Source organism: Rhodospirillaceae bacterium (assembly GCA_018660465.1).
Taxonomy (GTDB): Bacteria; Pseudomonadota; Alphaproteobacteria; order Rhodospirillales; family JABJKH01; genus JABJKH01.
On record JABJKH010000046.1, the window covers coordinates 1 to 14,867 of the forward strand.

Annotated in this window: 12 protein-coding genes; 6 read left to right on the forward strand and 6 right to left on the reverse strand. The window is 48.1% G+C overall.

All coding sequences use genetic code 11. The features are described from left to right. The first annotated feature begins 270 nt into the window (after positions 1-270). Both HOM51_07520 and HOM51_07525 read left to right on the forward strand, forming a co-directional pair. Positions 271-534, forward strand: coding sequence for a hypothetical protein (locus tag HOM51_07520; protein MBT5034356.1), 264 nt, complete (start codon positions 271-273; stop codon positions 532-534). Positions 535-601: 67 nt separating this feature from the next. Next, positions 602-877, forward strand: coding sequence for an HU family DNA-binding protein (locus tag HOM51_07525; protein MBT5034357.1), 276 nt, complete (start codon positions 602-604; stop codon positions 875-877). Between the two features lie 594 nt (positions 878-1,471). On the opposite strand, the gene HOM51_07530 is transcribed toward HOM51_07525, so the two are convergent. The 5 genes from HOM51_07530 to HOM51_07550 form a co-directional block, all read right to left on the reverse strand. Next, the gene (locus HOM51_07530) at positions 1,472-1,951 is read right to left on the reverse strand and encodes a tripartite tricarboxylate transporter TctB family protein (protein MBT5034358.1); all 480 of its coding nucleotides are present in this window, start codon (positions 1,949-1,951) and stop codon (positions 1,472-1,474) included. A gap of 8 nt (positions 1,952-1,959) precedes the next feature. Beyond that, positions 1,960-3,507, reverse strand: coding sequence for a tripartite tricarboxylate transporter permease (locus HOM51_07535; protein ID MBT5034359.1), 1,548 nt, complete (start codon positions 3,505-3,507; stop codon positions 1,960-1,962). A 177-nt stretch (positions 3,508-3,684) separates the two neighbouring features. Further along, the gene (locus HOM51_07540; protein ID MBT5034360.1) at positions 3,685-4,611 is read right to left on the reverse strand and encodes a tripartite tricarboxylate transporter substrate binding protein; all 927 of its coding nucleotides are present in this window, start codon (positions 4,609-4,611) and stop codon (positions 3,685-3,687) included. A gap of 339 nt (positions 4,612-4,950) precedes the next feature. Then, on the reverse strand, positions 4,951-5,346 hold the full coding sequence (locus tag HOM51_07545) for a cupin domain-containing protein (protein ID MBT5034361.1): 396 nt from the start codon (positions 5,344-5,346) through the stop codon (positions 4,951-4,953). A 263-nt stretch (positions 5,347-5,609) separates the two neighbouring features. Then, entirely contained in the window at positions 5,610-5,984 is a 375-nt protein-coding gene (locus HOM51_07550; GenBank protein MBT5034362.1) for a glycine zipper family protein, read from the reverse strand. Positions 5,985-6,470: 486 nt separating this feature from the next. On the opposite strand from HOM51_07550, the gene HOM51_07555 reads away from it, so the two are divergent. The 3 genes from HOM51_07555 to HOM51_07565 all read left to right on the forward strand — a co-directional run bounded on the left by HOM51_07555 (position 6,471) and on the right by HOM51_07565 (position 11,766). Beyond that, the gene (locus HOM51_07555) at positions 6,471-8,501 is read left to right on the forward strand and encodes a HAMP domain-containing protein (GenBank protein MBT5034363.1); all 2,031 of its coding nucleotides are present in this window, start codon (positions 6,471-6,473) and stop codon (positions 8,499-8,501) included. Continuing rightward, positions 8,491-9,108: a response regulator transcription factor gene (locus HOM51_07560; protein ID MBT5034364.1), complete on the forward strand. Its 618-nt coding sequence runs from the start codon at positions 8,491-8,493 to the stop codon at positions 9,106-9,108. The genes HOM51_07555 and HOM51_07560 overlap by 11 nt, the downstream gene beginning before the upstream one ends. 453 nt (positions 9,109-9,561) lie before the next feature. Then, positions 9,562-11,766, forward strand: a complete 2,205-nt coding sequence (locus HOM51_07565) for a fused MFS/spermidine synthase (protein ID MBT5034365.1) — start codon at positions 9,562-9,564, stop codon at positions 11,764-11,766. Here the strand turns inward: HOM51_07565 and HOM51_07570 are convergent. Further along, positions 11,763-13,847 carry a response regulator gene (locus tag HOM51_07570; GenBank protein ID MBT5034366.1) on the reverse strand — a complete coding sequence of 695 codons (2,085 nt, stop codon included), beginning with the start codon at positions 13,845-13,847 and terminating at the stop codon, positions 11,763-11,765. The two genes, HOM51_07565 and HOM51_07570, sit on opposite strands and share 4 nt — an antisense overlap. A 180-nt stretch (positions 13,848-14,027) precedes the next feature. Here HOM51_07570 and HOM51_07575 point away from each other — a divergent pair, with 180 nt between their 5' ends. Further along, positions 14,028-14,729, forward strand: coding sequence for a response regulator transcription factor (locus HOM51_07575; GenBank protein ID MBT5034367.1), 702 nt, complete (start codon positions 14,028-14,030; stop codon positions 14,727-14,729). Positions 14,730-14,867: the final 138 nt, after the last annotated feature.

The following is a 14,867-nucleotide window of genomic DNA, read 5'->3' on the forward strand; positions in this document are numbered from 1 at the left end:
ATACATTTTTGGCCAGATCAAGGCCGACAGTGGTAATATTCATCCGGGTGGCTCCTTTGGCTCGGGATTGTTATCAACAACTCCCATATTGGCACTTTGATGCCGTGGGCGGGAGCCATCCACCCCATCCGCTTTGGTTCAAATAGAGAATAAAAAGAAACCGGCCCCATTTAGGGACCGGCAAGGTTAACAGGGGGATGCTGCCAAGGGGGAGATTGGCAGCACTTTGGCTATGAGACGATTATAGAGGTTTTTCACAATATCTCATTGATGCAAATCAAATTTGTCGTTTTTGAAAATGCTTGTACGGGTGTAATCTTAATTGACCTTAGAATTTTAGGCGGAGAAATTAAGGTGCGAGATGATCCCGAAGAAATAGCCAAAAACCTAGTTCAAGAGAACGGTCTGGAGGCTGCTCGTAAAATTGTATCTGAGGGAACCCAAACAGCACAATTAGAAGGTGACAATTACGGGTTGTCAGTTTGGCGCGAGGTCAAAGCGATCCTCTCGGACGATTCAGAGGTTAAATCGTAGCTCTGGACCTCCTTAGAAGGTCTCGTTATATAAGCCATCCAATTAGTTAACTCCAAAAGGAACCATCATGAACAAATCTGATCTTGCCACCGCTGTCGCGGAAGCCACCGATATCTCGAATTCTGACGCAACAAAAGCTGTCGATGCCACCTTTGCCACCATTACCAACGCTTTAAAGTCCGGTGAAAGCATCCAACTGGTTGGCTTTGGCACATTCAGTGTTGCCGATCGTGCGGCGAGAGAAGGTCGAAATCCTAGCACTGGTGAGACAATTCAAATCGCGGCTTCGAAAGCTGCTAAATTTAAGGCAGGTAAAGGTCTGAAGGACGCTGTTAACGGCTAAAGTTTTCCAACGGTAAGGTTAGACACTTCGCTGGAATACTATGGAACACTATGGGAAATAGAAGTGTCTAACTTTCCGTTAAGTTGTTGATATTAAACACTTGCTGTACGCCGCCCCTGGGCACCATTATTTTTTAGAAAAATCAACGGGTTACGCGAGATGCAAAGAGGTTGCATGCGGATAATATCGCTTATGCACTTTTTGTTTTTGGCGTCTAACTAATTGTTAATAAACAATTTTCTGTTTCTTCTCGGCCAAATAACTCTACATACAATACTGCCATTGTTATACTTGTACGTACTTATTTAGAGCCAATAGTTGGCACGTAAGGTGTTGGTTAATAACGGTTTTCAGACAAAATTTATGCACAAATTATCGGGACAAGAAGCAATCAAAAGCAGACAAGGCAACGTCACCCTCTTTACCCGCGATACCAGTCCCTACTCTTGCTACTCCCAAATCAAAGTGCCCGTGGATATAATATCCAATGTCGATGTCCCAGCGTTATTTGAAGGGCGACGGACCTATTGGACGGATGATCCAGGCAAGAAATACAAAATCTACTGAATGCAAACCGGACAAGCGCCGCGAGGATTACATAAAGCCCGGCCACCAGGTCGCTTCCGGAAACGGCACGTAGAACACGTGCAGGAAGACGAAATAAGCCACGATGCAGGCACAAATAGGCACGACCACCGCAAGCTTTATGTTGCGGCGCGTTTTTTCCAGGGTCAGATAGAGTGATGCCGCTGACGTCATCAAAACGCTGGCCAGCCAGAACCCAAGGCCGTACATCACGAACATATAGGCAAGCACGATCAAACAGAATACGAGCACGTCGAAGTGGGCCAGCCGGTCTTCCCGGGCCAGACGAACAACATCCGGAAGGCGTTTCTTAATTGCCGCGAAAATAACCTTTGCGGTCAACGCCACGGCTATCCCCAGGGCAAGGTAGGTGGCCAGACGGGGAAATATCCAATCCTTTGCATTAGCGCCGGGATCGACCCAAAATATGGCACCGATGCAGAACATGACCAACGCGGTCAGGAGGTCTCGGTCTAATAATCTTTGCATGATGCTTCCTACTCTGTCTCTTCTGCGGTCGCCGGTCGACCCCCAGATTTGCCCTCGGCCGCTGCGCTCGCGCGCTCGGCCGCCTGATCCTTCCATCGTGACCATACCACCAGGGAAATCGAGAGAACCGTGATGGTAATGAGGATGATGTTGATCGTACCGGTGAAGAAGACATTGGCGACTGAAGTTGCATCGGCGATGTACATTGCTTGTATAAGTGAAGGTTCAATGATGGGACCCAGAATCAAGCCAAGACCGATCGGTCCGGGATGGAAGCCCAGTCGCTTGACCAGGAAAACGAACACCCCAATCCCAAGCATCATGTACACATCGAAGATATTGTTTCGGATCGCATAGGATCCGATCATGGCCAACAGCATGATCAGGGGCGCCAAAAGCCGCAAGGGGATGCGGATTATTCGAACCAGTACCGGCGCAAATATGGTGCCAAGGATGAAGGTTACAATCCCAGCCGCCATCAACGACCAACCAAAGGAATAGATCAACGTTGCGTTGGTCTGGAAAAGTTCCGGGCCGGGGTTCAAGCCGCGTAGCATGAGGGCGCCGGCAATGACTGCGGCAGGCGATGAGCCGGGGACACCCAGTGTCACCAACGGGATCATCGACGCTGGAGCCGCGGCATTATTGGCGATCTCCGACGCGGTCACGCCGCGCACGTCTCCCTTGCCGAATTGGCTACTATCCTTACTCCAACGCACCGCCTCGTTATATGAGACGATTGCGGCGATAGGGCTACCGGCACCAGGCAGGATTCCGACGAAGCTTCCGATCGCTGCCGAGCGCACGAAGTGCACCGGTTCGGAGAGCACTTCCCGAATCGTCTTCATGGCCACACCAGACTTGGGTTTGTATTCGGCGATAAAGTCTTTTTTGCGCAGATCGCCGACCATCGACAGAACCTGCGGCACAGCAAACACGCCGATCAGCCCTGCAACGAGGGACACGCCGCCACGTAACTCCGGAATGCCAAAGGTGAAGCGCGCCAGTTCATTGCCATGACTGATCCCGACACTACTTATCAGCAGGCCGATCGCGCCGCCGGCGAGACCCTTCAAAATAGAGTCGCCGGCCAGGCTACCGATAATTGTCAGGGCGAAAACCCCCAGCCAGAAAAACTCGGGCGGGCCGAATTTAAGCGCAATCTCGATCATCGGCCACGCGAGCAACAGGTAACATCCGGCACCAAAGAGAGTCCCGAGCGCCGAACTGAAGCAAGATGCAACGATTGCTTCTTGTCCGCGTCCCTGTAGGGTCATGGGGTGGCCGTCGAAGGCGGTGGCCATCGCCGCCGGTGTTCCAGGCGTATTTACAAGACATGCAGGTATGGCGTCAGAAAACATCGCGCAAACATAAAGGCCACCCAACATGGCCATGCCCTGGCCGGGTTCCAGGGCGAAGGTGAAGGGGACGAGTAAGGCTGTGCCCATGGTGGCAGTGAGCCCCGGAAGCGTGCCGACCACCATGCCAATCATGACTCCCACGGTGAGCCAAAACATGTATTCCGGCTGGATCGCCTGCATTAGTCCTTCGATCACTGAAATATTCCTAACATAATTGTCATTTTTGTTATCTGTGCAGCTCCAACGGGTTTTCGCCCTCGCGAGCCGGCGGGTGGTAAAAGATTGGGGAGATTCTCGATTTTATGCCCATACAAAAAGGCTGCTCTCGCATCGAAATTTACGATGCGAGAGCAGTCGTAACCTCGAAAGATTCTATTTATTTGCGTATTTCTTCATAGAATCTTTGACATAGTCCAAAGCTTCGGCCGGGGTCTGCCACACTTGCTGCAGACCATTGTCCGTCACGATTTTTGCCACCTTGGGATCTTTGGTCGTCTTGTTAAGCGCGGCGTTAAGTTTCGCCACGCGATCAGCCGGCGTACCCGGAGGCGCCATGATGCCCCAGGTCGTCAAATAGCCCCACCGCGGCTCATTCGGAACACCGCTGAGAACGCCGCTGCCTTTGCCTGCCCCGGCGAGCACCAAGGTGTTCAACTTCGCGGCATGCCTGGTGGCATGGTTCGACGCGGTCATGCCGATATTGACGTGCCCGCCCAACAGCATTGGTATCATCTTACCAACACCGCCCGAGACTGGAACGTAGGTCAGTTTGATCCCGAGATCTTCGGCGAGATCGCCCCAGTTCACCCTACCCGTGCTGCCGACACCGGCGACGGTGAGCTTGCCTGGGGTCGCCTTGGCGGCGGCCACAAGTTGTTCAATGGTTTTGAACGGGCTGTCCTTCGTGACCATGACAGCACCAACCGCGCGGGCGGTCATGCCGATATAGGCGAATTTATCGGGCTTGAAGCCGACATCCTTGCCCCTGGAGGAGATGACGATGTTGGGAACGACCACGTTACTGATGGTGTAGCCGTCGTTTTTCGAGCGCCAAAGTTCGTTGAAACCAACAGCACCACCGCCGCCAGTTTTGTAGACGATCCGAATCTTGACGCCGAGTGCTTTTTCCAGACCGGGCACGAGACGACGCGCCTGCTGATCGGAACCACCGCCCGGAGAATAAGGAACGATAAACGTGATGGGTTTATCAGGATATTCGGCCTTAGCAGCACCTGCGGTGACCGCCAAGAATGCGCCAGCGACGGCGACAAGAACTCCGCTACGTATATAATTCTTCAATTTTTCCTCCCGTTGATTAATTTTCATTCACTGTCGAGACGGGTTTCTTCTTCCATCTCCATTACGAATTCGATCACTTAGCACAAAGGTGAACTTCTGCATACGAAGTCATAATCGTGTTCATAATAAGATGCCCGCCATAAATGTCCATACATTGTAAAAATATTACATACAATACTAACCAGAAATTATATCAAGCGGATCTGCCTCAGATTACGCCATTTCTCCTGCCGAAATGAGCTAACCCCGCAGCCTATTTGTATCGGCAGACAAGCGGTCCGTGATGTAGAGGATGGCCTGAACAAGGACGAGGCTCTGAGGCACGTCAGGCTTGATCCCCTACGAAACCTCAGCCAGGCGCTGCTTGAGTTCCTCGACATTGGGCACAGCGACATAATCCTCGCTTAGACCTCCCGAACCGGCCGGGCTCTTGCACGAAAAGAAGCGGCAGGGACTTTCGAGGATTCGTATGCCGTGGACGGTGTTCCGTGGGATGTGAACGAGATCTCCGGGACCGACGGTGAAGATTTCGTCGCCGAGCAGATGGGCGATGCGACCTTCGAGAAAGTAAATCCACTGCTCATCATTAGGGTGGGAGTGCGGCGGCGGCACTTCGTCGCCCACGTAAGTTACGATGCCAACCTTAATGAGTTCGCCGCCAAACTGCATCATCATGACGCTCGGGTTCTTAACGTCTGGGGTCGCCTGCATGTCTTGAGCCTTATAGACCGGCATCGGTTTATCTCCTCTTTCAAATTCACGTGTGATCTTCTTTGGACGAATATCCAATCGGACTGAATGGAATCCCAGTTTAGCCCGGGTCTAATCCGGCTTGCCCAGGATGTACGGTAATCGAGGCACGAGATTAGGCCAATTCGATTTTCCTAGCAAGACTGGCTGCCGACCGCGATTGGCTGATCGATGCAAAGAAAATGAAATGGCCAGCGCCCGCTCTGCCCTTGTCATCTCATAGCAGACGTACCTGAGATTTTTGTCCGCTACCCATTGCGCAGTGCATACCCCTTACCACGCAGACAGTCGCTAACCTTTTCACCTTCTTCTTTCACGGCTGAAAAGGTGCCGATTCCAATTCCAACAAAGCCACCTACACCCGCACCGATTATCGCCCCTTCTTCCGAACCGCCCCATATTGCTCCGTTCACCGCACCCTCCGCAGCGCCAGCAAAAGCCCCGGCAAAGCCGAGGCGGAACGTCTTACCGGCAGCTTCAAGAAAGTTGCCACCACGGCACGTGTCCAAGTCTTCAGTGTATTGGATATCGTTGAATCCTGGCCGCGAGATATCAACGTCCGGGATCGCGCAAGCCGAAACGAGAACAAGAGCAAATATAGTAATTACCGTCCTGGTTGTCATGGTCTCTTCCTATACAAAGAAACCCTTTATCCTTCGCGGGTAAAATTATGCTAAGCCTATCTGAAGTTGAATGCAAAAAAGAAAATCAAGTCGTTACTAAATAGGCTATGGTCAAGTTGAGCCAATTGTTTAAGAGACATAACAGTGGTTTGTACGTCGCTGATTTTGCCTATTCATATATTTTTGCACGCTCTGTTTTTTGTGTGTTGCTTGATCGCGAAAAGGCTGTTGGTTTTTAGGAGGTGTGCACAAAGATGCGCGGTAACGCGTTATCCTCCGCCAAGCCAAAAAACCATTGGTCATTATATTATCGGAATCTACTATCATCGGTGGCGACATTCTGAGCTTGGCTATATATTGCCGATCTCAGTTGTCGCCGCGCAGGTAATGACAGTGTGAATGTTTCTCACCAAGACTGGGCAGATTAAAATGAAATTTCAGAATTTAAAGACAAAAACTAAGATTATCTTAGCAATTTGCCCACCAATGGCTCTTATGCTCATTTTGGTCGGGGTTGTGATCAACAGCATCGGCTCCATCCTTGAGACTGAAAAAGCAGTTGATCATACCCATGAGGTTTTAAGTGAGGCGTCGGCGATTACCCGTTCCGCAGTGGATATGGAAACCGGCATGCGCGGCTATTTGCTGGCTGGCCAGGAAGGGTTTCTGGCTCCCTATCTCGAAGGCGAGAAAAAAACATACGTTGGGATCGCGGCGCTGAAGAAGGTCGTTAACGACAACCCGATTCAGGTCAAACGGTTGGATCAGGTTCGGACGATCCTTAAGGAATGGCAGAAAAACGTCACCGAAACGACCATAGGTCTGCGCCGCGATATTGGCGACGGTAAAACTATGAATGATATGGCCAAATTGGTCGGCGAAGCCAACGGCAAGATATTCTTCGATAAGTTCCGTAGCCAGATCGCAGCCTTCATCGATCAAGAACTCAAACTGTTGGAAATTCGTCGTAACCATTCGATCAATACACGCGAGCGGGCGAACGAAAATTTCGAGAAAGTCAATCAAGCTTCGGCCCGGGTTCATCATACCCTTGAGGTTCTGCTCGCCGCGCATGGATTATTAAACTTCGCCGTGGACATGGAAACCGGCATGCGCGGCTATTTGCTCGCAGGGAAGGAGAACTTTCTTGAGCCATACAATAGCGGGGTTACTAAATTCTATCGCGGCATCGATAACTTGACCAACCGCGTCAAAGACACCCCGGCCCAAGTGCGTCGGCTAAAAAATTCCGCAGAAACAATTAAGGACTGGCAAAAGGAAGTCAGCGAGCCGTCGATCAAACTGCGCCGTGCTATCGGCAATGCCAAGACCATGGATGATATGGCTGACCTAATTGGAAAAGCCCGAGGCAAGCGATATTTTGACCAATTTCGTAAAGTCATGGCCGACTTCGAACAAGAGGAACGTAATTTGATGGAGGTTCGCCAAATTGCCAATTTGAAGACCACTGAAACCACCTATTGGGTGATTGGAGCCTTCACCGTTATTGCTTTAATTATTGGTGGTCTATCGACATGGTTGATCGGCAATAGCATTTCCAGTCCGCTCGTCAATACGACTAAAGCCATTCAACGCTTGGCCAACGGTGACTCCGGCGCCAGAATTGGTGACACTGGGCGACGTGATGAACTTGGCGTATTGACCATGGCCTTCGATTCCATGGCCGATCAATTAATTGAAAAAGAGAGGCGGGTCGAAGAAGAAAATAATGTCCGCAGACGCGCAGAGGAAGCGCTTAAGGATAGTGAGCGGCAGAAAAGGCAACACCTGTCTCAACTGGAGCAAGTTTTGCGCACCAATACGGTTTCTGTCATGGCGGCGGCATTGTCGCATCAACTCAATCAGCGCCTTGGTTCAATCATGAATTATGGTCGGGGGACTTTGCGCAGGCTCGACTCCAACACATCGAGTCCAAGCCATCTGAAGCACACGTTTGAGCAAATCTGCAACGAAGCAGAACGCGCAGCAACCATTCTTCGTAACATTCGAGACTACATTCGCGGCGTGGAAACAGAGGAATCGTTGGAAGACATCAACCAAATCGTGACCAAAGCTGCCAAGCTGCTAGAGCCTCAATTGAATGAACGGCGGGTCAAGCTGGACCTGGATCTTAATGCGCAGCCTCTTCCATCATCCGTAATTCCGATAGAGATCGAACAAGCTATTATTAATTTGGCCCAAAACGGTATCGAAGCGATCGAGGATGATGCCGTAGTAGATCGCAAACTTTCTGTTCGCACATTCTTAGACGACCAGGATATTGTTCATGTCAGTTTTACGGATACAGGAAGGGGTGTTTCTCTGGACATGAGGGACGATTTGTTTGAGCCGTTTAGTTCAACAAAACCACTCGGTTTAGGCATGGGGCTCGCGATAAGCCGTATCATAATTGAGAAACACGGGGGAAGCATATCGCTGGAAGAGAGTGAACCCGTTGGCACCACAATCCAATTTACTTTGCCTTCAGCTGAAAGCGCGGTCGTTCATGCCGAATGATGCCAAAATATATTTGTTAGATGACGACGAAGTCTCGCGGGAATCCTTACATTATTTATTGGAGTCTGTTGGCCTTGATGTCGTATCCAGCAGTCACCCGCAGGATTTTCTTGAGATTTGTAAACACGACATACCGGGCTGCGCGATACTTGATCTTCGACTGCCGGAGATGAGCGGGATTGACGTTTTGATGAAGCTGCGGGAGCGAGATAATTCTATCCCTGTTGTCATCATTACGGCATACGGAACCGTGCGAATGACTGTCGATGCCTTAAAGCAAGGTGCCGTGGATGTTTTCGAGAAGCCGTTGAATGATCAGGAGTTTCTTGACCGTGTTCAAAAATGTGTCGAGATGGATATTGCCTCTTGGCAAACACAAAAGTCTCAGTCGGTTGTCCGGAATCAGGTTGAGACATTAACCGGTCGAGAACGCCAAATTTTTGATCGAATTGTTGGCGGAGAGACCAGCAAAAAAGTAGCTAATGATTTGGGGATCAGCCCCCGCACGGTAGAGAATCACCGGGCAAAAATCTTGTTAAAAATGAATGTGAATTCCGTTACCGAACTTTTTGCCAAAGTTGAAGGACTCAAGCGCCTTTCGTCTTAATTTCTAAGATGACCATAGAATTTGGTCATACTCGAAGCAAAAATCTTCCCAATATCCATAAAATTGGTGTGTGAATTTTCCCCCGTTATCTGAGTAATTATACGGAGAATCACACACGCGATTGAGTAATCGCCCGGATTCACAAGCTCACCCATATATTTTACCTTCTACACATATTTATACCCGTTTCCAGCATGGGCCTGATCGCCTAACGGAAGTTAAAATGGGAAATTTGAGCATGACCGTGCCACGCTTAACAGCGGCAACGGTTAGAATTGTTTGAGAAGGTTTTAAATATTCTGACGACAGCTTCCCGCCGCAACACCGCCTTGATCTGCGGACATCCGGATCGGGTTCGGACCCGCCCAAATCATCAGAATTATTTAGTGCACATACTTCAGGGGCAGTTGGCGAATATCGAACGGGAATTTGAGCGAAAGCATTAGTACGCATATGAAAAAATTAGCAGAATATGCAATTACAATATTTCTAAGTTCGTTCCTGCTTTTTCAGGTCCAGCCCATTATTGCAAAGTTTATTTTGCCCTGGTTTGGGGGCGGTTCGGCTGTTTGGACAACTTGCATGCTATTTTTTCAGTTGTTCCTTTTGGCCGGGTATGCGTATGCCCATATGGTGTCGAAACACCTAAAACTATCGACCCAACCGGTGGTCCATCTTTCCCTACTCATATTGTCGCTTGCGTTCTTACCGATCGCGCCTGACGAAGCTTGGAAACCCGCCGATCCACAAAATCCAGTGTGGCAAATATTGAAGCTGCTGTTCTTTTCAATCGGTGCACCCTTCCTACTTGTCGCGTCCACGAATCCACTCCTGCAACATTGGATCGGATCAACTACAAAGACAGCCTCGCCCTACCGCCTTTATGCTCTGTCAAATTTTGCCTCACTCTTGGCACTGATGTCTTACCCCTTCCTCGTCGAACCGTTTATCGGTTTGAAGGAACAAACCACGCTCTGGTCAACGGGATATGTGTTCTTCGTTCTTGGCGCCGGTTGGTGTGCAATAGGAGTGCGTAAAAAAGCAATAATTTTGCAGGAAGGAGATCGAACAAATATTCAAGAAGGAAAAACCTTGGACACGGATGATGTATCTTTCAACATTGTGAATAGAATTCTATGGCTCGCTCTTTCCGCTTGCGGGGTGGTCTTGTTGCTCGCCACAACCAATAAAATGACTCAGGATATTGCGCCTATTCCTTTCTTGTGGATTTTACCGTTAAGTATTTATCTTATCTCATTTATTATTTGTTTCGATCATAGCCGATGGTACGTTCGTCGCTTCTGGGTAGCGGGGTATTGTGTAAGTCTAATTCCGGCGATTTTTCTTCTATTCTTCGGGAAACTGACCGGTGTTGTTTTTCAAATTAGTCTATATTCATTCATCCTTTTTACAGCTTGTATGATATGTCATGGCGAACTCGTTCGCTTAAAGCCGTCAGTAAGCCGACTGACCTCTTTTTATCTAACAATTGCTCTTGGCGGTGCCCTTGGTGGCGTATTTGTCGCCATCGTTTCCCCAACAATATTCACTACTTTTATGGAATTCTATGTTGGTGTTTTTGGTGCGGGTTTTCTGGCCTGGACGTGTAGACGCCAAGACACAATCGGTGCTTTAGCCCAATTGGAAAACGGCCGAAAGAAAAGGGAAAGCACTCGGAAGCTGGATGAGAAAAAGAACCTGCTTTTAAAAAATCAAATGTACACAACGGTACTTTGCAGCCTTTGCGGCGTGGTGCTGATCTCTTCCCTATTGGTTCACGCCAGTCTCACGAATCGTAATTTCTTAAGTCAAAGCAGAAATTTTTATGGAATTCTGGGTGTCAAAGAAACAACAAATATTGCGGGGCAGGGATTGCGCGAACTTCAGGACGGCACAACGATACATGGCAGTCAGATAACGATCCCGAAGTACCGAATGATACCAACTGGATATTTCAGATTTGATAGTGGAATTGGTGTATCAGCCAGATTTCTTCAGCACGCCGACGCGTTGCATATGGGCGTTATCGGGCTTGGTGCGGGAACCATTGCATCATACGGCGAGAAAGGGGACACCCTTCGCTTTTACGAAATTAATCCGGCGGTGGAAAATGTAGCCAATAAATATTTTTACTTTCTCAAGGATAGTCCCGCAGACACTCAGATCGTCCTTGGAGACGGAAGAATTTCTCTTGAGCGCGAACTTAAAAAACAAGGGAGTCACCAATTTCATATCCTGGCTGTCGATGCATTCAGTAATGATGCACCTCCTGTACATCTTTTAACGAAAGAGGCGTTTTCTCTATATTGGAAACACCTTAAGTCAGATGGAATATTGGCCATAAATATTACAAACGCCCATCTTAATCTGTCATCGGTTGTTCGAAATTTAGCAAAGGCATATGGAAAACAAGCAATTTCTGTTAGAAAGAATCCTGATAAATATAGTCCCCGCGCGTCGCAATGGGTTCTCGTTACGAGCAATAGAATTTTTCTAAATGATGAGCGTATAAAAAAATATATATCACCATGGGAAGGTGGTGCTTCTGAAGCCACTTTATGGACGGATGATTACAGCAATTTGGCGTCTGTTCTAGCCGAATCCAGTACAAAATATATTTTCAAATGGCTGGCGACATACGTCCAAGATCAGTTTTAGGCTGCTTCTAAAGCAGAATTTATTGAGGAAATAAGATTTTCTACACAAATAGGCTTTTTCAAATAATCATGGAAGCCAGCTTTCAAGCCTTTTTCTACCTCCCATGGCATCGCGTTCGCTGTGAGTGCTAGAACGGGAATGTCTGAGGTGTCTACATTGGCCTTGAGCTTTTGAATGACCTCATAGCCATCCATTCCCGGCAAGTTTATGTCGAGTAAAATTAATTTTGGATGGCATTGTATTGCCATTTCCAAACCGGATTCGCCACTGCTCGCCGTAAATAAATTTAAATCAAAATGGTCAGTTAAAAGGTCTTGGACGAATTCTCGATTTTCTCTGTTGTCCTCAACATAGAGCATCGAGAATTTCTTTTTAATTGTGGGGAGACTGTTAGACGCAAGAGACGATTGTTTTGGTGTGCAATCTCTCAATGATCCCGACTGAAAGTCGACCCAGAAGGTGCTGCCGACGCCTTCGGTGCTTTCAACACCAATTTCACCATCCATCAATTCAACGAGTTTCTTGGATATGGTAAGGCCGATTCCATTGCCGTCTATCCCGCTATTCTCTGCGCCCAGGCGGTCGAAGGGCTGGAATAATCTGTCAAATTTTTCTTTGGGAATGCCGGGACCCGTATCACTTACAGCAATGCGAATAGTGTTGGAATCAAGTTGCATCAATTCAAACGTAACTGTACCCCCCATGGCATTATATTTAATCGCATTTGAGGCAAAGTTGACCAGAATTTGTCTAAACCTCGTGTGATCGGTGAAAATTACGTGGTCATCATTTAAGTCGGCAATTCGGTCAATAATTGTTATGTCTCTCGCCTTCGCCATATTTGCGATAAGGATTGAGCACTCTTCAATTAGACCTTTGACAGAAATATGTTCGGCAGTTATCTCAACTTTACCCGCTTCAATTTTTGACAAATCCAATACATCGTCTATGAGGGCGAGCAGGTGTGCGCCGCTGTGATAAACGGTATCCATGTATTCTTGGTGTTTGGGGTGTAGTGAATTCTTTGGATCGAGTAACATCAATTGTGAAAAACCCATTATGCTGTTTAAAGGAGTGCGCAGTTCGTGACTCATTGAAGTTAGAAACTCAGATTTTGCTCGATTGGCTTTATCCGCCGCCAACTTTGCCGCACGGAGTTTTTGTTCAACTATTTTTTGAGCAGAAATATCTCGGGACGCACCACGGTATCCGCCAAAACTTCCATTTTCATTAAAAATCGGTTTGCCATCAAACTGGATAAAGCGCTCCTTGCCGTTCCGATCTTTAACGGAAAATTCTATCTTTTGGAAAGGTTTACGGTTTTTCATACAGTCTAAGTGAGACTGCCACAATATCGAGTCGAAAATCCAATTTTGTTCCTTGGCGACCTCTGGTCGAGTTTTGCCAACCACATCCTTTGGGGTCAAATTATTTGGGCAATATATTCCTTCTGAAAGGTAGGTGTAACGGAGGTCGGCGTTCATCTCCCACATCCAATCAGGGGTCGATTCCAGAACATCACGCATGCGCTCTTCGCTTTGGCGCAATGACTGTTCGACGAATTTACGCTCCGTAATTTGACGCCGTAGTTCTGACGTTCTTTGTTCGATGCCAATTTCCAGCGCATCATGAGAAATTTGCAGTTCAGCTTGTGTCCGTTTTAATTCGGTAATGTCAGACGAAACTAGGACGGTGCCCCCCTCTGGCGTTGTTCGTTCGTTCATTTGTTGCCAAGTCCCATTGGTCAATTCACGGATCATTGTACCTTTAGGGTGGCGGTGCAGTTGGAGACGTTCCTGGATGTATTCTTCCTCCCGACCTAGGGCCACCTTAACAACACCAGTATTGATATATGTGCGCAGTATTTTTTCATAGGAGATTCCTGGAACCAGTATATCGGCGATCGACGGGTTCAAACGTTTGTACTCCTGGTTAAAAACAACGAGCTTGTCATCCGCGTCGAACAGGATAAACGCTTCTTGAAGCGCCTCAATGGCCCCTTGGAAGCGCATGCCATCTGTATCATTCGCCTGATGCAAACGTTCGGGGTTCTGGTGTGTCGCTGTCATTTTCTCATCCAATAGTTTCATATTAATAATATGAAATCGAAGGCGAAAGTTAAGTTCTTGTTATTCGGCAGTATAGAGGGTTACAGTTTCCGCAGTATTTCCGGAATTAGGTGGAATTGTATCCTGTATGTTTCAGGGTACTGGCTTGATTAAGGTGCAGTGTTCGTGATGAATTCGAAAAGAAACATCTTAGTGGTTGATGATGATGCTGATGTCCGTGAAGTGGTCACAGACTGTTTAGAAGAAGGCGGCTACCAAGTTAAATCCGTTGGCGAAGGAAGAGACGTTGTTAACCTCATCGCCAGCGAAAATATTAACCTTGTTATAATCGATCTCGGTCTTCCGGATACTGATGGGCTGATTTTAACGCGTGAAATTCGAGCGAACTTTCAAGTCGGACTCATAATATTAAGCGGCAGGACCGGTAGCGTTGAAAAAACCATCGGGCTTGAAATAGGGGCTGATGACTATGTCGAAAAACCATTCGACCCACGCGAACTTTTAGCACGTGTCAGGAGCGTCCTAAGGCGTCAGGAGAATGCAGTGGGTGAAGGCATTGCTGATAGCCCTACGGCCGGCTTAATGTTTGAAGGGTGGACCTTAAATCCAGACGCAATGACGGTCACAAATCCTGAAGGCGCAATGCCCACGTTCAAGAGTAGCGAATTTACACTTCTTCAGGCATTTCTTGAACATCCAAACCGTGTTCTAACGCGTGATCAGCTTTTGGATTTTGTTCATGGAAAAGACAGCCCCGCATACGACAGAAGTATCGATGTGTTGATTAACCGGGTTAGAAAATTAATTGAGATCAACCCCAAGGAACCTCTGATAATCAAAACCGTTCGAAATCATGGGTATATGTTTGCGTCAAAGGTTACGAAACAAACTTAGATCCAAATTTCTTCCCTCCCAAAAAAAAGGCCCGGTGATTGCGCACCAGGCCCAGATATAGAGGAGGACGTTCGTCGTTAAGCGGCATTCACGTTACTCAAGAATGATGACACCTCCTGGCGCAGGGAATTGGTTTCG